This window comes from Mesorhizobium sp. Cs1321R2N1 (assembly GCF_037179725.1).
Lineage (GTDB): Bacteria > Pseudomonadota > Alphaproteobacteria > Rhizobiales > Rhizobiaceae > Mesorhizobium > Mesorhizobium salmacidum.
The window spans coordinates 1-20981 of sequence record NZ_JAPYKP010000101.1 but is presented as its reverse complement, the minus strand read 5'-3'; the positions used below and the strand labels follow the sequence as shown (position 1 = coordinate 20981).

At 61.4% G+C, this 20981-nt stretch carries 35 protein-coding genes, 2 tRNA genes and 1 pseudogene; 13 read left to right on the top strand and 25 right to left on the bottom strand.

Annotated elements, in window-relative coordinates:
- The 4 genes and pseudogenes from O7A61_RS22305 to O7A61_RS22290 all read right to left on the bottom strand — a co-directional run.
- A pseudogene (locus O7A61_RS22305) lies at positions 1-398 on the bottom strand (DUF2497 domain-containing protein); the annotation flags it as partial.
- 253 nt (positions 399-651) lie between these two features.
- Positions 652-2037 (bottom strand): TolC family outer membrane protein, encoded by a 1386-nt coding sequence (locus O7A61_RS22300; protein WP_027146782.1) that lies wholly within the window; start codon positions 2035-2037, stop codon positions 652-654.
- A gap of 182 nt (positions 2038-2219) precedes the next feature.
- Entirely contained in the window at positions 2220-2888 is a 669-nt protein-coding gene (locus O7A61_RS22295; protein WP_337131645.1) for a protein-L-isoaspartate O-methyltransferase family protein, read from the bottom strand.
- A gap of 92 nt (positions 2889-2980) precedes the next feature.
- A tRNA-Cys gene (locus O7A61_RS22290) sits at positions 2981-3054 on the bottom strand.
- 213 nt (positions 3055-3267) lie between these two features.
- Here O7A61_RS22290 and O7A61_RS22285 point away from each other — a divergent pair.
- A complete protein-coding gene (locus O7A61_RS22285) occupies positions 3268-3519 on the top strand; it encodes a hypothetical protein (protein ID WP_337131644.1) in 252 nt (83 codons plus the stop codon).
- Between the two features lie 48 nt (positions 3520-3567).
- Here O7A61_RS22285 and O7A61_RS22280 read toward each other — a convergent pair whose 3' ends face one another.
- A complete protein-coding gene (locus O7A61_RS22280; RefSeq protein WP_027146779.1) occupies positions 3568-3828 on the bottom strand; it encodes a hypothetical protein in 261 nt (86 codons plus the stop codon).
- A 222-nt stretch (positions 3829-4050) separates the two neighbouring features.
- Between O7A61_RS22280 and O7A61_RS22275 the strand changes: the two genes are divergently transcribed.
- The 4 genes from O7A61_RS22275 (at position 4051) to O7A61_RS22260 (ending at position 5980) form a co-directional block, all read left to right on the top strand.
- Positions 4051-4125, top strand: a tRNA-Asn gene (locus tag O7A61_RS22275).
- A 125-nt stretch (positions 4126-4250) separates the two neighbouring features.
- Complete coding sequence (locus tag O7A61_RS22270) at positions 4251-4412, top strand: hypothetical protein (RefSeq protein WP_337131643.1); 162 nt, start codon at positions 4251-4253, stop codon at positions 4410-4412.
- 117 nt (positions 4413-4529) lie between these two features.
- Positions 4530-5282, top strand: coding sequence for a DNA-processing protein DprA (locus O7A61_RS22265; protein WP_337131642.1), 753 nt, complete (start codon positions 4530-4532; stop codon positions 5280-5282).
- Positions 5279-5980: a phosphoribosyltransferase gene (locus O7A61_RS22260; protein WP_337131641.1), complete on the top strand. Its 702-nt coding sequence runs from the start codon at positions 5279-5281 to the stop codon at positions 5978-5980. The genes O7A61_RS22265 and O7A61_RS22260 overlap by 4 nt, the downstream gene beginning before the upstream one ends.
- Before the next feature lie 38 nt (positions 5981-6018).
- On the opposite strand, the gene O7A61_RS22255 is transcribed toward O7A61_RS22260, so the two are convergent.
- From O7A61_RS22255 to O7A61_RS22245, 3 genes are read right to left on the bottom strand one after another with little or no spacing between them, the layout of a single operon-like run.
- Positions 6019-6240, bottom strand: coding sequence for a hypothetical protein (locus O7A61_RS22255; RefSeq protein WP_337131640.1), 222 nt, complete (start codon positions 6238-6240; stop codon positions 6019-6021).
- Positions 6237-6461 (bottom strand): hypothetical protein, encoded by a 225-nt coding sequence (locus O7A61_RS22250; RefSeq protein WP_337131639.1) that lies wholly within the window; start codon positions 6459-6461, stop codon positions 6237-6239. Before O7A61_RS22250 ends, O7A61_RS22255 begins: the two co-directional genes overlap by 4 nt.
- Entirely contained in the window at positions 6458-6919 is a 462-nt protein-coding gene (locus O7A61_RS22245; RefSeq protein ID WP_337131638.1) for a hypothetical protein, read from the bottom strand. The genes O7A61_RS22250 and O7A61_RS22245 overlap by 4 nt, the downstream gene beginning before the upstream one ends.
- An 86-nt stretch (positions 6920-7005) precedes the next feature.
- On the opposite strand from O7A61_RS22245, the gene O7A61_RS22240 reads away from it, so the two are divergent.
- The 5 genes from O7A61_RS22240 (at position 7006) to O7A61_RS22220 (ending at position 9581) form a co-directional block, all read left to right on the top strand.
- Positions 7006-7218 (top strand): ribbon-helix-helix protein, CopG family, encoded by a 213-nt coding sequence (locus O7A61_RS22240; protein WP_337131637.1) that lies wholly within the window; start codon positions 7006-7008, stop codon positions 7216-7218.
- A 9-nt stretch (positions 7219-7227) separates the two neighbouring features.
- Complete coding sequence (locus tag O7A61_RS22235) at positions 7228-7479, top strand: hypothetical protein (RefSeq protein WP_337131635.1); 252 nt, start codon at positions 7228-7230, stop codon at positions 7477-7479.
- A gap of 175 nt (positions 7480-7654) precedes the next feature.
- A complete protein-coding gene (locus O7A61_RS22230; protein ID WP_337131634.1) occupies positions 7655-8290 on the top strand; it encodes a hypothetical protein in 636 nt (211 codons plus the stop codon).
- A gap of 185 nt (positions 8291-8475) precedes the next feature.
- The gene (locus O7A61_RS22225) at positions 8476-9186 is read left to right on the top strand and encodes a hypothetical protein (RefSeq protein WP_337131632.1); all 711 of its coding nucleotides are present in this window, start codon (positions 8476-8478) and stop codon (positions 9184-9186) included.
- Entirely contained in the window at positions 9183-9581 is a 399-nt protein-coding gene (locus tag O7A61_RS22220; protein WP_337131631.1) for a hypothetical protein, read from the top strand. Before O7A61_RS22225 ends, O7A61_RS22220 begins: the two co-directional genes overlap by 4 nt.
- A gap of 20 nt (positions 9582-9601) precedes the next feature.
- Here the strand turns inward: O7A61_RS22220 and O7A61_RS22215 are convergent, their stop codons facing one another.
- Entirely contained in the window at positions 9602-9994 is a 393-nt protein-coding gene (locus tag O7A61_RS22215) for a hypothetical protein (RefSeq protein ID WP_337131630.1), read from the bottom strand.
- Positions 9984-10526, bottom strand: coding sequence for a hypothetical protein (locus tag O7A61_RS22210; protein WP_337131628.1), 543 nt, complete (start codon positions 10524-10526; stop codon positions 9984-9986). Before O7A61_RS22210 ends, O7A61_RS22215 begins: the two co-directional genes overlap by 11 nt.
- Before the next feature lie 1347 nt (positions 10527-11873).
- Here O7A61_RS22210 and O7A61_RS22205 point away from each other — a divergent pair.
- Together O7A61_RS22205 and O7A61_RS22200 are read left to right on the top strand one after the other, a co-directional pair.
- A complete protein-coding gene (locus O7A61_RS22205; protein ID WP_337131627.1) occupies positions 11874-12173 on the top strand; it encodes a sunset domain-containing protein in 300 nt (99 codons plus the stop codon).
- Positions 12174-12238: 65 nt separating this feature from the next.
- Positions 12239-12601: an excalibur calcium-binding domain-containing protein gene (locus O7A61_RS22200; RefSeq protein WP_337131626.1), complete on the top strand. Its 363-nt coding sequence runs from the start codon at positions 12239-12241 to the stop codon at positions 12599-12601.
- 4 nt (positions 12602-12605) lie between these two features.
- Here the strand turns inward: O7A61_RS22200 and O7A61_RS22195 are convergent, their stop codons facing one another.
- Genes O7A61_RS22195 through O7A61_RS22160 form a run of 8 tightly spaced genes read right to left on the bottom strand, consistent with a single transcriptional unit; the run spans position 12606 to position 16269 of the window.
- Entirely contained in the window at positions 12606-13340 is a 735-nt protein-coding gene (locus tag O7A61_RS22195; protein ID WP_337131625.1) for a LamG domain-containing protein, read from the bottom strand.
- Between the two features lie 33 nt (positions 13341-13373).
- Positions 13374-13598 (bottom strand): hypothetical protein, encoded by a 225-nt coding sequence (locus O7A61_RS22190; protein ID WP_337131623.1) that lies wholly within the window; start codon positions 13596-13598, stop codon positions 13374-13376.
- Between the two features lie 2 nt (positions 13599-13600).
- Positions 13601-13813 (bottom strand): hypothetical protein, encoded by a 213-nt coding sequence (locus O7A61_RS22185; RefSeq protein WP_337131622.1) that lies wholly within the window; start codon positions 13811-13813, stop codon positions 13601-13603.
- Positions 13810-14610: an ATP-dependent Clp protease proteolytic subunit gene (locus tag O7A61_RS22180; RefSeq protein ID WP_337131621.1), complete on the bottom strand. Its 801-nt coding sequence runs from the start codon at positions 14608-14610 to the stop codon at positions 13810-13812. Before O7A61_RS22180 ends, O7A61_RS22185 begins: the two co-directional genes overlap by 4 nt.
- Positions 14600-15085 (bottom strand): hypothetical protein, encoded by a 486-nt coding sequence (locus O7A61_RS22175; protein WP_337131620.1) that lies wholly within the window; start codon positions 15083-15085, stop codon positions 14600-14602. Before O7A61_RS22175 ends, O7A61_RS22180 begins: the two co-directional genes overlap by 11 nt.
- Positions 15082-15606, bottom strand: coding sequence for a hypothetical protein (locus O7A61_RS22170; RefSeq protein WP_337131619.1), 525 nt, complete (start codon positions 15604-15606; stop codon positions 15082-15084). Before O7A61_RS22170 ends, O7A61_RS22175 begins: the two co-directional genes overlap by 4 nt.
- A 28-nt stretch (positions 15607-15634) precedes the next feature.
- Complete coding sequence (locus O7A61_RS22165) at positions 15635-15949, bottom strand: hypothetical protein (protein ID WP_337131618.1); 315 nt, start codon at positions 15947-15949, stop codon at positions 15635-15637.
- Positions 15946-16269 (bottom strand): hypothetical protein, encoded by a 324-nt coding sequence (locus tag O7A61_RS22160; RefSeq protein WP_337131617.1) that lies wholly within the window; start codon positions 16267-16269, stop codon positions 15946-15948. Before O7A61_RS22160 ends, O7A61_RS22165 begins: the two co-directional genes overlap by 4 nt.
- Before the next feature lie 156 nt (positions 16270-16425).
- Between O7A61_RS22160 and O7A61_RS22155 the strand changes: the two genes are divergently transcribed.
- Complete coding sequence (locus O7A61_RS22155; protein ID WP_337131616.1) at positions 16426-17007, top strand: DUF4145 domain-containing protein; 582 nt, start codon at positions 16426-16428, stop codon at positions 17005-17007.
- A gap of 11 nt (positions 17008-17018) precedes the next feature.
- On the opposite strand, the gene O7A61_RS22150 is transcribed toward O7A61_RS22155, so the two are convergent.
- The 7 genes from O7A61_RS22150 to O7A61_RS22120 are packed head-to-tail and all read right to left on the bottom strand — an operon-like array spanning position 17019 to position 20620.
- A complete protein-coding gene (locus O7A61_RS22150; RefSeq protein WP_337131615.1) occupies positions 17019-17318 on the bottom strand; it encodes a hypothetical protein in 300 nt (99 codons plus the stop codon).
- Positions 17315-18124 carry a hypothetical protein gene (locus O7A61_RS22145; RefSeq protein ID WP_337131614.1) on the bottom strand — a complete coding sequence of 270 codons (810 nt, stop codon included), beginning with the start codon at positions 18122-18124 and terminating at the stop codon, positions 17315-17317. Before O7A61_RS22145 ends, O7A61_RS22150 begins: the two co-directional genes overlap by 4 nt.
- Positions 18121-18291, bottom strand: coding sequence for a hypothetical protein (locus O7A61_RS22140; RefSeq protein WP_337131613.1), 171 nt, complete (start codon positions 18289-18291; stop codon positions 18121-18123). Before O7A61_RS22140 ends, O7A61_RS22145 begins: the two co-directional genes overlap by 4 nt.
- On the bottom strand, positions 18288-18437 hold the full coding sequence (locus tag O7A61_RS22135; RefSeq protein WP_337131612.1) for a hypothetical protein: 150 nt from the start codon (positions 18435-18437) through the stop codon (positions 18288-18290). Before O7A61_RS22135 ends, O7A61_RS22140 begins: the two co-directional genes overlap by 4 nt.
- On the bottom strand, positions 18434-18676 hold the full coding sequence (locus O7A61_RS22130; RefSeq protein ID WP_337131611.1) for a helix-turn-helix transcriptional regulator: 243 nt from the start codon (positions 18674-18676) through the stop codon (positions 18434-18436). Before O7A61_RS22130 ends, O7A61_RS22135 begins: the two co-directional genes overlap by 4 nt.
- A 36-nt stretch (positions 18677-18712) precedes the next feature.
- Positions 18713-19336 carry a hypothetical protein gene (locus O7A61_RS22125; protein WP_337131609.1) on the bottom strand — a complete coding sequence of 208 codons (624 nt, stop codon included), beginning with the start codon at positions 19334-19336 and terminating at the stop codon, positions 18713-18715.
- 3 nt (positions 19337-19339) lie between these two features.
- Complete coding sequence (locus O7A61_RS22120; protein WP_337131608.1) at positions 19340-20620, bottom strand: tyrosine-type recombinase/integrase; 1281 nt, start codon at positions 20618-20620, stop codon at positions 19340-19342.
- Positions 20621-20981: the final 361 nt, after the last annotated feature.

Below are 20981 nucleotides of genomic sequence, written 5' to 3'. Positions count from 1 at the left end.
GCCGCAAGCTCCGCGGGAGCCGCTGGCGCGTCGCGGCTGGGCACCGGCTCGGCGGCAACCCGGGCGCCGACCTCGGCCAGGGTCGTCGGCGTCCTGCCAATAGCCGGATCGGCACGTGGCGGCGCTTCCGTGCGTGCGATCGCCGGCTGTACGGCTGGCGCCTGGGCTTCCGCCATAGCGACCGGTCTCCTGACCTCGGGAACGGCGTGCAGTTCGGCGCGGAACGCGTCTATGTCGGCGGCCGCAACAGCACTCGGCGCGGGCTCCAAATCCTGCTGCAACTCATCGGTCTCGCCGGGCTGCTTGCGACCGTTGTCGCTGTCTTCGATGATCCTCCTGATGGAAGCCAGTATCTCTTCCATGGAGGGTTCGCGCTGTGCGCTGCTTGCCGTTGCCATCGTCACATCCGCCGCCCTTGTGACCCGTTGCAGGTTTCCGCTCCGGCAACAGCCGGATTCGAATCATAACGACAGCGTAACCGACGGATCGCCGCACGAGAATCCCCAATCTGGGGACATGTGGGATTTCAACAGATTAGAGCGATTCCGCCAAAGCCGTGTGACGGTCCCGTCAGCACCCATCGAAGGACAACGACAGTCAGGCGTTTCCGATCGAACCGCCCAGCCCGGAAATGCCGTTCGAACGAAAGACCTAGCGGCCGTCCGGCGTGCGCAGGCCGATCCACTTGTCCTTGACGGCGTTGTAGTGCTCTTCGGGCCTGTACTTCGTCACCTGCAGCGCAAGCCGGTCGACCGACAGGTGGCCGATCGCCGAGAGGATGGCATAGCTCGCCACGACCACGTCGTGTTCGGAATTGGCCTGGTTGATCTTGGCGGTGATGAGGGTAGCCTGGGCATTGAGCACGTCGAGCGTCGTGCGCTGGCCGACATTGCGTTCTTCGATGACGCCGTTCAGCGCCAATTGTGCGGCTTCGATCACCTGCCTGTTGGCGGATACGCTTTGCTGCGCGGCGGTGTATTGCGACCATGCCGTGGCGACGGCCTGGCGCACCTGGTCACGGCTGACGTCGACCTGGATGCGCGCTTGCCCGAGCGACTCCTTGTTCTGCCGCACGATCGCCGAGGTCCGGCCCCCTGAATAGATCGGGATGGTCAGCGTTGCGCCGATATTGGCCGAGGTCGAATTGCCGTTGGAACCCGTCACGTCGGGGATGGCTTTGCGGTAGTTTTCCGAAATACCGGCCGAGGCCGACAGCTGCGGCAACAGCGCGCCCTCGGACGATTTCACCGAGAACGCCGCAGCGTCGACCAGATGCTGGGTGGCAAGGATGGCCGGATGTTCGGCCGAGCCGATCGCGATCGCGGCGTCGAGGCTCGACGGCAGCAACCGTCCCAATGGTGCGGCTGGCTTGAGCTTGCCCGGCTCGTCGCCGACAACCTGGTGATAGGTCGCGGCACTGGCCAATGCCTGCGCACGCGCAGCACTGAGCGAGGCCACCGCCGAGGCGCGCTGGGCATCGGCCTGCGCGACATCGGTGCGCGTACCTTCGCCGACGTCGAAGCGCGAGCGCGCGGCGCGCGCCTGCTCTGTCAGGAACTGCAGGTTCTGCTCGGTCAACACCGCGATCTGCCGGTCGCGAATCACGTCCATATACGCGGTCGCCGCGCTGAACAGCGTGTTCTCCTCGGTGTTGCGCAGGCTTTCGACCGACGCCTTGACCTGGGATTCAGCCGCCGCCACGTTGTTTCTCGTCTGGAAACCGTCGAACAGCGACTGGTTGATCTGGATGCCGTAGCTGCCGCTTGTCAGCTTCGAATTGCCGCCGTCATTTGCCCGGCGCGTGTTCGTGTAGTCGATGTTGGCCGATCCGGTAACCGTCGGACGCCAGCCCGATTTGGCAATGGCCACGCTTTCGTCGGTCACACGCACGCCGGCACGCGACGCATTCAGTGTGGAATTGTACTGATAGGCTTTTGCAAGGGCACCGGTGATGGTTTCAGCCGATGCAGCCAGTGGGGATAGCGCGGTCGCCGAAACAAGGACGGCGGTGAAAAGTGATTTGCGTACTGACGGCACGGTATATCCCTCATTCGTTTTCCATGGGAACCGCGCCGCGCCAGCTTCTCCTTCTGGAGCAGCCGGCGTGGCGTGTTTCATGTTCCCTGTCGCTCGGCCCAAAGTGCCCCCAGTCTGGGATCAGCAACGATCGTTCAAATGCAAGCGACCATGACAAAGCCTTTGCTGCAAGGCCAAATCATTCAGAATTCGAAAGCATGCTCACGTTCGAAGCCGGGTAGTGGCTTAATTGCCGCATTAAATGCCCTTCTCCCGGTTACAACCCCTCCAGCCTTGACAAAAAGCCGCGCCACGCCGGAATTGCCCTGTCCTTCGACCGCGACCAGGCGTCCGCCTTCGGCGAGCTGGTCGAGCAGCGACGCCGGCACTTTGCCGACACTGCCGCCGATGAACATGACATCGTAAGGTGCCTTTGCCGCATGGCCTTGCGCCAGTGCGCCCTGAACCACGGTCACATTGCCGCAGCCCAGGCCGGACAGGGTCGACGCGGCGGTTTGCGCCAAGGCCGAATCGCTTTCGAGCGCCACGACGAATCTCGCCAGGCGCGACAGGATCGCCGAGGCGTAGCCGGTGCCGCAGCCGACATCGAGCGCCGAATCGGTGACGCTGATCTCGGCCAGTTGCAACAGCTTGGCCAGCGGCGAAGCTTCCATCAGGTAGCGCGGGCCATCGGCGCTGCCGGCGATGCGGATGTCCTCGTCGATATAGGCCAGGTCGCGCTGGCGATCGCCAACGAAAACCTCGCGCGGCACGGAAAGCATCGCGTCGAGCAACGGCGCGCTGGTCACGTCGGTGGTGCGAACCTGACCATCGACCATCTTGACACGAAGTTCGGAAAAATCAGCGCTCATGCTCCAAGCCTCGCTTTCCGCGACACAATCGCGGTCCATTGGACAGGACGCTCAGGCTCCGGCGCTGACGCGCGGGAGCCTGGCCTGGAGATTGGAGGCCTCGCCCGGAATCGAACCGGGGTGCAAGGATTTGCAGTCCTCTGCGTAACCACTCCGCCACGAGGCCTCTTTGCTCCCGGCGTTCCACCCGGTTCCAATAGGTTGCGGCGAAAATGCCGTCAAGCGGCCACGACGTATTCCGAACGCTTTCCTCTGCGCCGGCTCCGCCCCCTGTCAGATCGCCGTCACAACCGCCCTATTAGCAATCCGTTAAGCATGGCGGATGATCGAACGAAACGCCGCGCACCGGCTTGCGTTGAGAAACAGGGAGGACTGCGCCATGCCCACGGCAAAGCCAAGGGACGAAACGCACGAAACGGAAAGCGTGTCGCTGCTGGGATGCGAGGAATTGGTGCGCTATGCCATCGACTGCCTGAGAATTGAAGGCACCGGCAGGCTGTCGCCGCGTGATCGCGCGCGTCTGGCCTCGGCTTCCGCGGTCCTGAAGGAGATCAGCGAGGATTTGAAGGCAGGCGCACAACCCGATTCGGAGGAATCCGTCGGCGGCACGGAGAGACGGCGCCAGGATTGATTCTCTTTCGAAGGCCACCGCCGTGCGAGATGCGCCGGCAAGGGCCGCTCAGTCCGGCCGGCGTCGCCGCTCCCACCAGACGACCAAGCGGCGCCGGTGGCGACGGACCATGGCGATTTCGTAGGAGAGTACCAGCAGTCCGAGCGGCACCATCCAGAAGCCAAGGATCGGCAGGAACCCGAGAAGGCCGCCAATCGTCAAAAGCACGCCGATGGTGATTCTGAGACCGCGCGACTGCGGCATGGTGAATTCGCGCCCGAAAACCGAGATCTTTCGTGCGGGTATCCGGTTTTCGTCCGCTGCCGTCATTGCGAAAAACTGCCTGTCTGGGGGCTCGATAATGCCATCTTACGAAAGCCGCGACCGCCCTTTCGGTTCCGCGCTCGTCGCCAAGACGGCTAATATGTGGGCGGGCAAAGCCGATTGCGAGAAACCACCGCGCGAAAAAGTCTCGGCAAAATGCGAAATGCTGCTTTGCAAAGCCGAAACGGGTTTGCTATAGGCTGCGCCACTTGCTCAAAGAGCCTCCGTTCCCCGGTAGCTCAGTGGTAGAGCAACCGGCTGTTAACCGGTTGGTCGCTGGTTCGAATCCGGCCCGGGGAGCCAACATTTTCAACGGTTTAAGAGTTTTCCATGTCGGCCGAAAATCGGTTGATCTACAGCATATCTACACAACTCGACTTCGCTAGGCGCCGATCTACACGGGAATCGCGCGAAGGAGAGAAATCACAATGGAACGCGTTTTTGACGAGTTGATCGGCCTGCTGCAGGCGCAGCAGAGCCGGGATTGGCGTGCCGCCGCTATCACCTGGACGCTTCGTCTGACTGGCAATTTGGTGACTGGCATCGCCATCGGCGTCGGGATTGTGGTGGGAATGATGATTGCCGCATGAGGGCCGAAGCACCCTGCCCGACAATCCGCGTCGCCTGACGTAGCCTGTAGCGCTGCGCTGCAACGCGTTCTATGGTCGTTCCGGTGGGATTCGGGTAGACGGGGCGGGTTGAGTACAATGGAGCGGGCCGGCATGCTCAACCAAACAGCCACGCACGAACGGAATGGCGGGCGCTATCACGCGCCCCGGCAAACGCGCACGGTCACGCTCCAGAGCCTCCTCCAGAAGTTCGGTCGCACAACGGGCTCCGATAAGCAACTTGATCTGTTGCGCGCCTACGGCGCCAAGGACGTCTTCATCCACTACGCCGGCAACGTCGATCTGCTTTCGAAGCTGGCTGTCTCGATCGTCGGCACCCGCGACATCAGCGAGATGGGTACGAAGCGAGCTCGGAAACTTGCGGCAGAACTGGCTGATGCCGATGTTCTGGTCATGAGTGGACTTGCGAAAGGTGTGGATGCCGTTGCCCACACATCGGCGATCTCTGCCGGCGGTTCAACCGCCGCAGTGATCGGGACACCACTGGGCAAAGCCTATCCCGCGGAGAACGCGCGGCTCCAGGAAGAAATCTATTCCGATCATCTTCTGCTTTCGCCGTTCGAGGAAGGCTCCGTCGTTTTCAAGGCCAATTTTCCGAAGCGGAACAGGGTCATGGCACTCCTGAGTGACGCGACGGTGATCGTCGAGGCCTCCGATACCTCCGGCACGCTGCATCAGGCAGCGGAGTGCCAGCGCAATGGGCGGTGGCTGTTCATCATGAAGTCGGTGGCCGAGGATCCTGGCCTCACCTGGCCGGCCAAGTTCCTCCATCACCCGAAGACCAGGGTCCTTGCCTCGACGCGCGAATTGCTGGATGCGCTGCGCCGATGACCGAGGTGAAAGTATGGTCGCTCGTTCGCCATAATACCTCGACCACGTTGGGGCCAGAACGTAATCAAGACGAATGGGACGCCATTCAGATAAAAAAGATCGTCAAAGGCGATCAATTGGCCGACAAAGCCAGGTTCAAATGGCCGGGCATCGGGACTGTCTGGAGGGAACACCGCAGCACGTTCGTCACGTCGCTCTGTAGTGTCTTCGCAACCAAGATGGTGGCCGATGGTGGGTCTGGAGCTGTTGTCGTTCCCATCCCCAACAGTTCGGCGGTCATCGGCTCTCAGCAGGATTTTCGAACTCTCGTTCTGGTTCGGGGAATTGCGAACCTGAGCGGGGGCGCGCTCTCCTATCACGACCATCTCCGTTGGAACGGCGCCGTGGGAAAGGCGCACCTGAACGAGCGGGCCAGGAATGTCGATGAGCACATGGGAAACATGGCCATAGTCGGAAAACCGGACAGGAAGATCCTCTTGTTTGACGATATGGTGACATCTGGTTCACAGATGTGCGCTGCGACGCTCAAGCTGGAAGAAGCCGGGTTCGAAGTCGCTGGATGCTATTCAGTCCTTGACGTACTGGACGAGGGCGAACGCGGAACTGCCCCTGCCTGGAAGTCTGTCACGAGGCATCCGACCAGGACAGGCGACCTGTTTGCGTTATTGGAATCTCTGGGACTTGGCGGCGCGCGATAACCCCCGCCGCCTTTCGACGGCGGGGGATATGCGGGCCTTTAGTGTCCGCCCTTGGCCAGCCTGGTGCGACCGTCGACGAGCATACGCCGGAACGCTTCGTTGCTCATGACCACGTGAGAAATCGGAAAGCGTTCCGATTCCCGGTTGCCGTCGGCCGTCGTCATGCCGACCAAATGCACGACGTCGTTCTCGACGATGACGCGGACCTCGTCCAAAAACAGCGCGGGCCGCACATCCTTCACCACTGGTAAGTCGGTCATGACAGTCGCCTGGAGACGATCACCATATGCAAATCGTGGTCGATCATTAGCCGCCATTCTCCGCCGTGCAGCGCCTGCATCGAAGCCGCCAGGGCTGCGGCGTTGAGGTTGACTTGATCGCGAGGGCTGACGCTTGCGGAGGCCGCTACGGTCCCTGTGGCAATCGCGGACGGGATGGCTGCTAACCCGGCAAGCATGGTGCGGCGGTCGAGCGCGTTCATGGCCGCAACTCCGTGTCAAAATAGGCCGTCGCGGCGGCGACGAGCGGCCGCACCATGTCCGATGACCCGCAGTCGCGCAGGTCGTCGTTGACTAGGCGCAGCGCCGCCATGGCACCGGCTCGGGTTGTTGCAGGCCCTTCCCAGGCTTCGATCTCGGCCATCGGCGGCCTGAATGTGACTGCGGCGAGCCGATGGCAGGCGGCGTCATCGCTGTCGCCGGCCTGTTCATCATAGGCGAGGATGCCCACGCGGAACCGGTTGACCAGATCGAGAACCGGATCGCCCGCGGAGGTGGCCACAGGCGCGCGCGGCAGCGCTGGGAGGTCTTCCGGTGCCGGCGGAGCCGCGATAGCGCGGTGTAGACCGGCGCCCGTGGCGAGTGCGGCTATTCCGCTCAGGATGGTGCGACGGTGGATGGCGGGCACGGTTGCGCCCGCCGAGACATGCATCTTCGGCATCGGAGTTCTCCAATTTGTTGTTATGATTTCTTATGGATGTCCGGAACGAATTCCCCCCGAACAAAAATAGTGGTAGCAGAGTTTCCATGGACGAGCAAACCCTGATAGCAAAGAAAAAACGCGGGCCGAAGCCGACCGGTATCGGTGCGCCTGTCATGGTGCGCCTGCACCCCGATTTGCTGGAGGCGCTGGACCGCTTCATCGCCGAATCAGGATCTGATCTCTCGCGCCCGGAGGCGCTGAGAACTGCGTTCCGGGAGTGGTCAAGCGAGCGCGGATATCTGGGGCGCGCGGAATAGTTTCGGCAAATGCCAAAGCAACCCACCACGGTTCTTCCCGACAGCTTGCCGCCGATCGGCGTCAATCGCGTCCAGGCCGCCGCGTTCATAGGGATTGGCGCCACGCTCTTCGATAGGCTCGTACAGGATGGACGGATGCCCGATGCTCGCATTATCGAGGGCCGCCTCGTGTGGGATGTATCTGAAGTCGCGGCCGCTTTTCGCGCCATTCCTCATCGTTCGGAGCATCTGCCGGACCCAGCAGTTAACCCTTGGGATTGACAAGGCTTAGCTGATCTTTTCTTGACCGCCCGGCGGTGATCCTTCGAGACGATCTTCACTCTGTGGTCGGTCGATCGCCCCGAAGAAGAAATAGGCAGCCTTTGCTTGCAACCGACGTGCTATGCGTTCCGCCATGTGGTTTTGGAAAGATGGGAACTGGGTCGTAGCCTTGGGGATGGTGGTCTTCGCCACGATGTTCGGCTTGATGTGGTTCACCTATTACTGGGATTTCGGCGACCTCTGCGCCGCCGATGACAACGGAGCCGAATGTTTGCGCCAATGGATCGGCGCGTCGAGTGGCTGGGCTGCCGTGATCGCAGCTGCCGCCAGCCTTCCGTATCTGGTCGGGCAATGGCAAGAGGCTCGGCGTCAAACACGGTTTACGATCGGAGACGACGACCCCACGCTCGACGTGGTCGAGCATCTCAAGGAAGAAAACCGATTGGTGGTCCGCATCGTCAATTGGAACCGCAGGGCCGTGTTTGTGACCGGTATCTCGGCAGCCACAACGACGAACCCCGAGCACATGGATGCCTATATTGGAATTTGGAAGGTCGAGACTGCAGACGGCGAAATTGAAGGGGCAGAATTTCCTATTCAGATCAATGGATGGGAAGATCGCGGCGCCCGGCCTGGGTATGCCCGCATCGATCTCTTGTTGCTACGCAAGGTCGCTGGAAGCGAACAGGGTTGGGATGCGGAAGAGAAAGTCCCGTTCCCTCGCGACGCGAAGATCTCGGCAAAGATGCGTATGCTGGGCAATGTGCACCGGATCTTCGAGCTTGAGGCCGACGCGTTCCCGCAAGTCTAGGGGATGGGGGAAATGGCATGTTCTTTTAGTCCTGCTCGGCGCCCGCCTCTCGCCGCAATCGCCGCTGCTTCGCGTTCGTCCTGCCCCTGCGGTAGATCTTCCGGATAGCCGGCAGGCCGTAGAGATACACCAAAGGTCAACAGATATCTTGCACGGCCCACGAAAGTGGATAACTCTTCCTCATCATGACGGTACGCCAGAACATTCAAGACGGAGAATTCTTCGGGGTTGGCTCTTACACCCTCGGAGAGGCCGCGCGCCTCATCGGCACGTCTGCGCTCAACATCTCGAGGTGGATGAAGGGCTATACCTATCGTCGCGAGCAGGTCGAGCATCGAATCGCGCCGCTTTGGTCATCACAGTGGCCAGTCATCGACAATCACCTAGAAATCGGCTTCCGTGATCTGGTCGAGTTGCGCTTTGTCAAAGCGTTCACAGATGTTGGCGTCGGCCTTTTGGCGGTTCGGAACTGCCTGGAGTATGCGCGTGAATGCGTCGACGATGATCGACCGTTCTCCACCAGGCGTTTTCAGACCGATGGTCGGACGATATTTCTTGAGAGCATCGAACGTTCTGGCGAAGCCAAATTGCTCGACCTGAAAAGGCGCCAGTATGTTTTCCGCCAAGTCATAGACCGGACGTTTAAGGATCTGGACATCGAGGATGAAGCGGTCGCACGCTGGCGGCCGTTCAATGGCAAGCAGTCTATCGTGGTCGATCCCAATCGTTCGTTCGGTCAACCGATTGCCGCCAAATATGGCGTGCCGACCATTGCGCTCGCGCAGGCCGTGGAGGCCGAAGGATCTGTGGATAAAGTCGCGCGCCTTTTCGGCGTATCAGCCGCCGTCATTAGAGATGCTGTGAAGTTCGAAGCGAGCCTCCAGAGCGCGGCGTGAAAGTACTGGTCGACGAAAACTTGTCGCCCGCTCTCGCCCGTTCTCTGAATGCGTTGTTTGCCGGCGAGCACAACATCGTCCATATCAGAGAAAAGTTTGGGCCAGGCGTGAAAGATGTCGCATGGATTGGCCAACTGAGCGTGGAGGGGCGTTGGATAGTTATTTCTGGCGATCGACGTATCACCCGGAACAAGGTCGAATATGCTGCATTTCGCAGCTCGCGGCTCGTCGGGTTTTTTCTTTCGAAGGGTCTCTATAAGGCTCCGGTCGTCAAGCAAATGGAGCGGCTACTCGCCCTCTGGAGCACGATGGAAAAGCAATCGGAAATCGTCGCCGGCGGAGCGATGTTCGAACTTCCGATGAAGAGCACGCGCATTGAGCAATTGAAGGTCTAGAGAGTCGACGCAGGACGGGATCAACTCGACGCGCGATTCGATCCGGCGAGCTCCCGCTGTCGACGTTTTCGCGCCAGGAACTCCGCGATCTGGCGATCGCGTTCCGCCGCGATGTGTGGGCTCGGCTTCCAGTCGGCCGGCGGCTTCTTCATCTGAAACTTGTCGCCGTGGAAGCCCCAGCGGTCCTCTCCGACGACCTCGGAGCCGTCGAAGTACAGCGTGACGTTCGCCTTGGGGAAATGCAACGAACGCGCCTGCCACCACACCCGGCCGATCTCGACGTCACCGTTTCCGCGCTGCCACGGCGTCCAGCCCGTCCTCGGCGGTTGCTTCCCGGACCGGCGGTAGTCATCGCCAAAGAGATCGCGCCAGATCTCGACGTCGGCGGCGCGGTCCTCGAGGTCAGGGCCCAAAGGCGGCCCGATCGTCCCCGGCGGCCCTTAGTCGCCGGCGCTTCGCGTTCTCCCTCCCCTTGCGGGCGATCGCCACGCGCTTCTCTTCCGCCGCCGCTTCCTCGGCCGACAGCTTCGGCATTACGCGCTCCGGGCTCGCCAGCAGCCATAACAGCGCGGTCGCCATCGCCTGCTGTGTCGTGCAGCCGGGCTTGACGAACTGCGCCCATGCCCGCACCTGGCCGAGGTCGACGCTGTCGAAGAGATCGGCGCGGATTTCGACGAGACCGGAGAGCACCACGGCTGAGACGGCCGTGATCGTGTCCATCTGCAGCTCGGCGGCGTTGCCGTCACTCTCGACGATGAGGCGGAGCACCAGGCGGAGGTGATCGGCGCCGTGCGCCTGCCCGATGCGCTTCAACGTGGTCGGGCAGAAGCAGACCCGCGGCTTACCGCCCATCGCGCCATGCAGAGCCGGCCTGAGGATCTTGACGCCGCATTGCTCGGCGATCTTGTGGACGTCGCACGGGAACTGGCCAAGTCGATTCAGCATGCGGGCTATGGTAGCCCTTCAGGTGTTTCAAAACTGTCAGTGTTTGGGAATTCGCGATCGAAGCCCTGGCGTCAAGGATACTCGCCAACTTTATGGCGGGCATTACCGATCGGCATGGCTAACCCTCATCGCGAGCACGAGCCCCGTCCGTCATAATCAAGTATATCTGGTGCTTCGCTAGCAAGTCTCCGCTTCGGCAGATTAATTTCGAAATTTGCCAGAATATTTGCGGTCGCTTGCAGAGATGTCCACTTTGATAGATGCTGCCTCTTGGCCTTGGGAGGGGCTAGGGGATGAAAATAAATAGGTGGATGGCACTCGCTGCCATTGTGTCGCTTTGCGGCTGTCAAACAAGCAATCAAGCTGACTACATGCAAATCGGATATGGGCCTAGTTTCGAAGTAGCGCACGCCCAGTGCGAAATGCGAAAAGGATCGGTAGACCAAGGCTACATTGCTATCGGGTCTCCGGGCTTTGTTGCGGGGGCTGGAATCGGCAACGCCTTGGGCAACTTGGCTGCCGAAGATCAGTACATGAAGAACTGCCTCATCATGAGCGGATGGAAACGAGCCCCGCACGGCCAGGGAGCAGTCGCCGCGGCAGCCGTAGCCGGCGCGCCACCGACGCCCTATGGCGTACAGAGAGCACCCGGCAGTTGGATAAACACGGCCCTGCTTAACTGGTCAGACGCCAACAACAAATGCATCGGCGGTGACAAGGCCGCTTGTGCAACTCGGTCGAAGCTTGGTGCGCGGCTCAGGGCTGCCGGGATTAGTCCGGCGCCGATCTGATGTCCAAAGTGGCTAAAAAGTCCGGGAGTGCTGCTCCACCTCAGTGCTGCTCTCGCGCAGTACCCTGCGGCGAGCGTGCTGCTGAGGCCAAGCCTGTTGTTGGTGGGACCGGCCACGAGAAAGACGCTCCATGAGCACAAAGGCGGCACAGCCAGCCGGGTGCGGAACAGTCATTGGATTGGCCGTAGTGCTTTTTCTTGGGGTCAAAGCGTGCGGCGGGGGTAGCGGGTCGGTAGGCAAGGATTATGCCGAAACGGCTGAGGAACACCGAAAGGGTTTCCACTGCCTGTCCGCCTGGGATGGATCAAATCGGGACCTGGTTGCTCGAGTTAAGGCTAAACTTCGAGACCCCGGTTCATTCGAACATGTTGAAACTCGGATCGGCCCGGTTGATTCCGACGGCCGACATCGGGTGTTCATGGAATATCGGGCGCGGAATGGTTTCGGCGGCATGAACGTCGAACATGAAGATGGCACCCTCAGGAACTCAGATTGCCATCTCATGTGAATTGACGACCCAAAAGGGTAGCGTCGCAAGAGGGGGGGGGGATCTCGCATGGCCGCTGGTCCCTCAGGGTCTAGTTGGAATTGGCGTCTGCCGATCATCGCGTTCGTTGGCGCCGGTGCCGGAACATATGTCGTGAGCGTAGGCTTGCCGGCGCTGACCTTGCCGAAGGCCATCAATCCAACATGCAGCATCAAAGGCAACATCAGCATCAACACCGGAGAGCGCATTTATCACATGCCAGGCGACAAATTTTATTCAGAGACCATTATCCGGCCCGAGTACGGTGAAAAGTGGTTTTGCTCCGAGTATGAGGCGATGGCCGCCGGATGGAGGCGCGCTCGACGATAGCGTGACGAAGTGGATTCGACAGAATTCCACCTTTCTGGTCTAAGTAACCGAGGGGACTTCAACACATGCGGTTGCTTTCATTTCTGCTGCTGGCCGGCGCCTGTGCTTTGACGGGCTGCGCGGACTATATGAGCCACCGCGATTCCGTCACCCTCGGCGTCGGTGACGCGATGCTGGCGAACCAGGGCATCCAGACGATCGATCCGTTTCCCCCGGATGCGCGTAACACCAAGATCGAAGGCGACGGGCGACGCGTCGCCGCCGCGATGGGGTTTAGGCAGAAGGCGTCGGCCGGTGGAGGTGCCAATGTCGATCTCGACTGCGCTGGAGGCAAGGGCAACAACCCGGTCGTCCAAGGCCCGGTGGATGTCAGCGGCGGAGATCCAAACCACCTGGATCGCGATCACGACGGGGTTGGCTGCGAATAGACGGCTACGACCTTGGGAACGCCGCAGTCGGCACGGCGATATCGGCGTCGGTGTCGTAAAGGTCGTAGTCTTTGGTTATCCTGATTTCATCAATATAGTCGTTTGTGTTGGTGACATTGCTGCCCGGCAAATTGCCAATCGACAAGGCAAGAACGGACGGGTTTATCGTCGCATCGGCCGGCGTAGCGTTTGCAACCATCACACCATCGAAGCGCAACCGGAATTTACCTGCGCTGTTCTTGCTGATCGTAATGTAGTGCCATGTCCCGCTCACCAATGTGACGCTTTCGGAAACAGTCACAATTGACCCGGCCGTGTTGCGCTTCACAAACGTCAACACGCCAGAAAAAACGGTAAGATACCAAGCACCATCGGAGGCGGTGCTCCCATATTGCCTGATTATGTAGTGATTCCCGCTGATCGATGTCGTCCGCAGAAACGCCTCGATTGTGAAAGCGTCACTCGCCAAGGTTCCAAGGTTAAGGTCCGAGGCATAGGTGACGGTGAGCGCCCCATTGGCGCTTGTCCCCGGCCTGTGAGACGCGGTACCGAATTTCTGCTGCGCGGTCTCTATCCGCGCGGTGCCACTGTAGGTGCAGGTATGTGGGGACGCACTTTCGTCCGTGGTCGTTGTCGCGAGATTGGTGCCGTTGAAGCCGAGAAGCAGCTTGACCGCAGAAAACGGAGCGGTGGCCGCCTCCGGATGCGTGGGCGAAAATGCCGGCATAGGGAAGGTCATTTTGAAACGCTCCATCGATTGGGGGATTGATGATTAATGCCCTGGCGGTTTGCGGGCGCCGCCCGCCCAAGATCGCGGCGCGCCTTCAGCCAAGCGCGCAAGCCCTGCCAAGGACGTGAGGTCAAAGTGCCGGTGTCCTACCGTGACGCCTTCAATGCGGGGAATGAAGCCGATCTCGGGGATCATCGGCCGCCCCTCGTCATGAAACTGGTGCGCAGCGGCGAGGAGATCGCGGGCGGGGCGGATCTGTGCCGACATGATCACTCGTCCTCGATCGTCAGCACGCGGAAGACCTGGCCGTTGATCTCAATCTCTCGCCAGGTCTCTGACCGCTCTGAGGTCGCCAGTGGCCGAGCCGGCCCTACGCGCATCGAAATCCCCGGTGTCTTTTTTTCGAGCGCGACGAGACGCGTGCCGATCGCGCACATGCTGTCCCACACTTCGGCCCATGGGTTCTTCGATTTGTCGGTCACAGCGGCCTCCCCGGCGCCGATCGGCACGCCGTCATGAACTGTTCGGAAAACATGTACTCAAGGCCGCCGATCATGAATGAGCCCTGGATAAGTCTGGCGCGCATCCGTTCCGGCCAATCTCGCCGGCAGTTGCTCGGCCGGCCCTCAATTTCGTGGACAAAACCGGCGACAAGCGCGCGAGGGAGAGGAAGATCGCGCTCGTGCGAGAGCTCGTCGACGAGACACTTGTGGCTGGCCAGGGTGCGCTCCTGAAGGATGGCGAGCACCGCATCATCGGCGGCCTCGAGGCGTGCCGCGGCGAGGCCGTGGCGGTGGGTCGTCCAACGCTCGCCATCGCGGCGAGCCTCGATCTCGGAGCGGTGAACCATCAGGCGCGCGCTCGACGCGGCGACCCGATGATCGAACGCCAGCGCGATCACAATAGCGGCCGACATGCAGTTTCCAGATATGCGTGCCGTCGTCCTAGTCGCGGGATGGGAGCGCACCAGCCTGTATATCTCGACAGCGGCCAGCAGGTTGCCGCCGATCGAGTCGATCGAGGCACGGATCGTCTTGGCGCCCGGTGCCGCAGCAAGATCTCGACGAACCCGGGCCAATGTGGCGTCAGTCACCGGGCCAACGATTTTGAGATTCACGAGAGCGGCGCCTTCGACTGGGTTCAGTCCCGCGAGCTGGCGCCGCGCATCCTTGGTGCGCTCCCGCGGGCGGATGTCGATGGCATCACGTCCAGGACGACGGTTGTTGTCGACGTTGCGGGCGGCGAACGAACCGACATGAATGGTTTCATCACGACGCATCGGCCCGGTCCTTCCAGATCAGGATTCGGAAAATGTCCTCGCCGAATCTGACGCGGCGGCCGGCCATCGAGTTGCCCCCGGCGCCGGGGATTGGAAACGGCCCCATGTCGATAGTGCCCGGGCCGAAATTAAACGTTCCTGGAGCGCCCATCAGAACCGACACCGGCGCACCTGCTGTTATCGGTTCGCCGAACGGCCGATGTTTCGTGACGGGAGGCATGTCCACCATTGCGGCATGCAATGCTTCGACAGCCTTTTTCGCTCTCTCCGGAGCGCTCGGCAGGACGCCAATCTCTCGATCGACGTCCTGCATTTCGCGAAATGAGTCCTTGGCGCCTAGGAAAAAACGCTGGTGCTCGCGACGTTCACCGCTCTTGGCCTGAGCACATTTGCCCAGCCGGCCCAGGAGAGCGGCTATCTGCTTTTGGACGTGTCGCATCGACGCCCGCAATGTTCGGCCGGCCGAGGTTCTCAAGATGCGCCTCCGGTCGGACCGCGCAGGATCCGGCGGAGGTGATAAATTCCATCGAGCATCGCCGGCGTGCGCCCGACCACGGTGTGCAGTTCGATCCCGTCGGCGAGGGCCTCGACGTTTACGGATGAACCGACGCCAATGAGCTCCTCGAGCTCGTCCAAGCGGTCGTTGATCGCGGCCACGTATTCGGCCACGGCGTCACCTTGGGCCTGACGCACCTTGTCGGAGTGCTCGCGACGGCGCCGATCGCGTTCGGCGCTTGCGGCCGCCAGCGGCTTCGAGAAGGCGTCGCGTTCGGCCTGGAGAGCAGCAAGCTGCCGATGATCGACGACGGAATGCGGCTTGCGGGCTTCGACGGCAAGGGCGGCGATGCGATCCATGACCGCCTGCCGGTCTGCTCGGAGGCGCACGTAATTCTGCTCCGCCAGCCGCAGCAGGTTGCTCTTCGACGGCAGCGCCAGCCGCTCTCGGAACCGCTCGACTGGGCTCGATCCGCTCTCCGGCTTCACCAACTTCAGCATTCCTTGCCCTCACATTTGTAGGGCTGGTCTACTTCGGTTCGGCAGGCCTCTGCGTCACGGCGTGACGGAAAGTTTCGAGGATCAGCCGCTCGACCGCGCCTGCCACCCTGGCCGGATCGTTGCCGGAGGCCTCAGCGAGCCGCCCGCTCTCGATGAGCCATTCGCGGACATGCAGCGGCACCTCGACATTGCAGGCGAGTGCGCCGGAGCGCTGCCGTTTTCGGTAGGCTTTGGAATGCTCGGCCGTCGCCATCATCGTGACAGGGCCGAACCAGGTGCCGGCGGCCGTGCGGATCTCGGCAGGGTCGATCTGGGGCGGGGAGACGCGTCGGCGTGGGGTCATTCGTCGGCCTCGAGGTTCAGACCGTCCGCCAGCTTGCGAGCCGTGGCGACGGTGGCTGAGATTTCGCGGCCGATCGCCATAACCTGGGTGATGTTGTCCCGCTTCCTCGCCTCGGCGCGGAGCAGACGCCGGAGCGTGTCGGCCCGCGTCCGCGCATCAACAAAATCAGCGATCTGTTCCGCTTTCGAGCGGGAACAGGCCCCGGAATACTCGATTTCGATCGCGATTAGCTCGGCAAATCGCCGCTTTCCCGCCGCTGTCATCCAGCTCGGCGGAGCCGTCAACGCCATGGGTTTGCTGGTTTTCTTACCCTTTACCAAGGGGGCCCTCCTGTTTTTCGGGGTGGCAGCAAAAAAATGCCGGAATGAGCCCCGTGCGGTTGGAGCCCCACCGGCCGCTGAAGGATTGAGGTACCCCCCAGGGGCTTGACCGATGGGCTCAGCGCGGCATGAATGGGGCCGGTGAGAGGGGCCGCAATGAACTATCTCGATTTCTTTGCTTCGGTCATCAGCTCGATCACGTCGCTCGCGTGGCCGGCAGCTTTCGTCGGTGCAGTATGGATCTTCCGCGGCGAGATCAGACCGCTGTTGCCTCGCCTGTACCTGAAGCACAAGGATACCGAGGTGTCGTTCAGGCAGAGACTCGAGGAAGCTGAGGTGGTCGTCGAGCGGTTGCCGGCCCCGCCAGCTGAATTGCCGCCTCCAACGCCGGAGGAACAGTCCAGGTTCGATCAGTTGGTGGCGATCTCTCCGAGAACTGCTCTGATGGAGATCCGCCGTGACGCTGAAGAGGCTGTGACGAACGCGGCGAAGCGAGCCGGCCTGACCCCTCGCTTCGGAATTGGTACACGAGGGACGTCGAGACTGCTGAGAAAACACAACTTCATCGACGGAGACACGTCGACACTGCTGGAGGATCTGTTTGCCATCGGCAACGCAGCGGCGCACGATCCCCAAGCGGTGATTACAGCCGACGACGCCAGGCGCTATCGGGCCATTGCCGATCGCCTGATCGAAACCCTTGAGAAACAGTCGCCGCCGTCGCCTGCCGACTTCTGACCTGCTGCTGTTCATGCGGCACCGCCGTCGCGCCGGCCGATGCGCGCGAGGACCTGCAGCCTGGCGATCTCCTCGTTGAGCAGCGCGGTGAAGGCTATGCGATACGCCTCGGCGGCTCGATCGTCCGCGAAGTCGCACTGCCGGCAGGCATCGTCGACGGCGCGATCCCAAGCGCGTTTACGTCGAGCGAGCGGCAGCGCCTCGATCCGCTCGGCGATGGCTCTGGCAAGCGCGCGCTGCCGGCTGGCGGGGAACACGATCACCTTGGCCCCGCCACCGCCAAGCATGCTATGAAAGTCGAGCTGCTTCATCCCTGGAACCTTTCTCGACGACGACTGACTACGTTCATCAGGCCTTCGACGCGACGGAACGTTATCTGCTCTCCGGTGATGCCGGTGGCCATCATCAGATCGCCGACGCGTTCCCTGATGATCAACGTGCCTTCACCAACGACGTCGACCTCGACGCCAACATTGAAACCGTCAGGGTGATAGACGACCGGCGCGCGCGAAGCGCTAGCGCCAGAGTCGTCTCTAGGCACTGACGTTGAATGTGAGCGGGACACATGGGCAGGGGCTGCTTTGGGCAGCCCTGCCCCGGGTTCTTTCAGTGGGATTCCTTCATAGGGATTCGGGTGCAATTTTTTGCGGGGTTTTCGCGCAGGATTTTGCAGGGTTTCTGCGCTCAATTTTGCAGGGTTAAGGCGCGCCTCACTCCTCTCGAAACCCTGCAAATTTTTGCAGGGTATGTCCCCCATCAGAGTGGGCGCATATCGGTTGGTCTGCTTCCTTCCGCCAGCGCTCACATCAATCGACACATGACCGCGCGACTGCATCGCGATGAGCGCGTTTTGGACGGTGCGCGTGCTACTGATCTGTAGCAGACCGGCAAGCGTGGGGACGCCCGGCCACGCGTCGCCAGTCTCATAGGAAAGGAACCTGTCGGCCAGCAGGATAGCTATCCGGGACGCCACAGGCGGAAGCTCGGCGTCGCAAGCGACCTGGTCGAGCCACTGGAATTTGAATTTGGTGAAGGCTTGCCTGTCCGTCCAAGAAGGCGACATGGGATCGCCGTCATCGGTGTCGACGACGCCTGCCGCGAGAGCCTTTGCTTTCACGTCGCCCTCGCGAGTCTCAGGTTGTTGGCGGCGATGACCTCACAGGCCTCGGCCGCGGAAAGGCCGAACCGCCGTTGCAGCGCCGGTACTGTGGTGCCGCCGCGCTCATGGCGCGGTGTCTCCCGCAACCATCGTTCGGCCGCGGCGAGCTTGTCGGCCTCGCTCATCTGCGGCGCGCCTCGATGATGCGAGTGCCGGCGTCGACGAGCGCGCTTCCCGCGCGGAGAAGCCAAATGGCGAGCTGCATTCGGCCGTAACGCGTCCGGAGCGCAGCGGCCGCTAGGAGCAAGAGCACGCCGGCGGCGATCGTCATGCCGCCTCCTCGCGTGCCGCAGCCGCCTTTTCGACGACGGCGGCCAGCTCACTGACGCGCCAGCGGTTGGTGCTCGCGCTGATCTTCAGCGGCTTGGGGTATCGGCCGGCATTGATACCGCGCCACAAGGTAGAACGGTGGATGGGTGTGCTGCTGCCGCCGATCAGTCGGCAAGCGGTGGCCTCGTCGACAAGATCATTGTCGCTAAGGTCGGATAGGTCTTTCGGGGAAGTCTCCATGGTGTCGCTCCTTGGTTCGGCGACACTCAACTAAGCTCAATGGCTACGGTCTTTCAAAATGGTGGAAATGATCAAATTATCGATGGCCTTTTCACCATAGCGCTGATCCGCTTTTCTGTATGTGCGAATTGCCGAAGCCACTGCATCAGCCGTTGGTGTTGGCACCAATACCGGCGAGCACGCCGCCAGCAAAAATCTCACCAAAGGCCCGGTTGAAGTTTGCTCATCCGTTTTACCATTCACTTTCGAAGAGCGGCTTACACGCCGGCCTGAATTCTCCCAAAATTCGATGAGGCGCGTCGACAGCGCCGACGGTATTTGCGGCCGCCGGCCTCTCATCGGCGGATGCTCGTCTGATGTCTTCTCTACCAAATTCAACAGCGAGACCAAGTGTCCGGCCAACGTCACTGGCGAACCATCGTCAGCGAAATGCTCGTCGATTTCAAATTCGTCAGGCAGTATCTCGCTGAGCAGTTGGTCTGCTAGATTCGCGATCTTTGCATTGCGCGCAAGATCCGCTCGTACATCATCCTCGCTATAGACCTTCCACTCTCCCACTATCCATTCGACCTGGCGGCACTCGGGGTGGTCCACCTCAACGACCAGCGTCTCGGCGATCGCGACCAGTTGTTCCGCGGTGTATTTGAACGCGCGATCCATGGGTCACGCCGCGCTTCTGGTCGCGCCGATCGACACGACCTCGGCGCCGCCAGCGACGATCCCGGCGAGGCGATCGGCCCAAAGCTCCAAAGCCTCGCGCTTCTCGCGCGCATAGTCGTACCGGGCATAGACACGACTGGTGACCGTGCTCTTGGTTGCTGAGACATGGTTCAACACATGGCCGACAATGAAAGGCGATATCCCGAGCTCCTCCATGCCGGTTGCTGCCGATCGGCGCAGGTCATGTGGCGTCCAAGGGGCCACGCCAACAGTCGTGGTCGAGCCGCGCTTGGTGAGCTCCTCGCGCTTTATCGCCTTCGGAATCGATGCTCCGGTGACAGGGGCCCGCGCGCCTGGTCCAGGGAAGACGAACGCCGGCACCGCCCTGCCCTTACGCTCGGCGAGCGCTTTCACATCAGCGAGCTGGTCGCGGATGATCCCAACAGCCATCGGCGACAATGGAACCGCATGCCCGCGCTTGTTCTTGGAACGCGCAGCAGGGATGGTCCACACCGCGGCATTGAGATCGAGCTCGTCGACCATCATCCCGCTGATCTCGCCGACGCGCTGCGCGGTGATCAGGCAAAGTCTGACAATGCGCCTGGTGCTTTCGCGCATATCCGCCGACGGCAGCCCCGCCCACACCGTCTTAATCTCATCGGCGGAGAGGACCCGATCGCGTTCCGCGGTCTCGGTTGGTTTCGCCATCCCCTCGACCAGGTTCTCGTCGAGATCTCCCCGGCCGCGCGCCCAGCGCACCATGGCGCGGAGGTCCTCGAAAACCCGATTGGCCTCAACGTGGGCGTCGCGATCCTTGACGGCATCAATGCACTTCGTCAGATCGCGGCGGTGCAGCTCGGCTAACTTCACGTCGCCGATCACGTCCTTGACGTTCTTGCGAAGCCGGCGAGCGATCTCATCGGCGGAGCGCTTCGTCGATGCCCGACGGGCGACATAATTCTCGACCATGTCGGCGACCGTCTGCGATGCCGCCAGCGCTTTCTTGTCGGCGAGAGGATCGCCGCCGTCGCCGACCTTCGCCCTCGTATCTTTCGCACGCTGGCGAGCGCCCTTATCGGTGCCAAGCGGCACTTCCGGATAGGTGCCGAGTTTCAGCCATTGGCGCTTCGCCGGCGGCCCGTAGACTGCATACCAGGTCCTTTGCCCGCCGGATGATGCGCGGAGCACGAGGCCCTTCACGATGGTGTCGAAATAGTCAGTCTTGCGGCCGGCGAGGCACTTCGCCGCCTGGATGAATTTGTCCGTCAGTTCGACGGTCGGCATCGTGTCCCCCGAGAAACCGGTTCGTGTGATCTACACGATGATCTACACAAACAGACGCGCTTTGTCACTACACATTGCGACAGGGTGCGGCATGGTGTAACAACTGTACGCCTTGCAGTGCAAGGGATTGCATGTCGCGGCGTGTTGCAAGCCGACGCGTGAGAATGCTGTGGGAAACCTCTGTTAACCGGTTGGTCGCTGGTTCGAATCCGGCCCGGGGAGCCAACATTTCCAGGTCCGTTCCGGACACATGGGTTACGGTTTATACCGGAGACATGGGTAACACTTTTGGCCCGAACGGGTTTTGGAGTGGTTCGAGCCTGCATGTCTCATCGTCGAAATATCCCAAATCGTAGTCCAT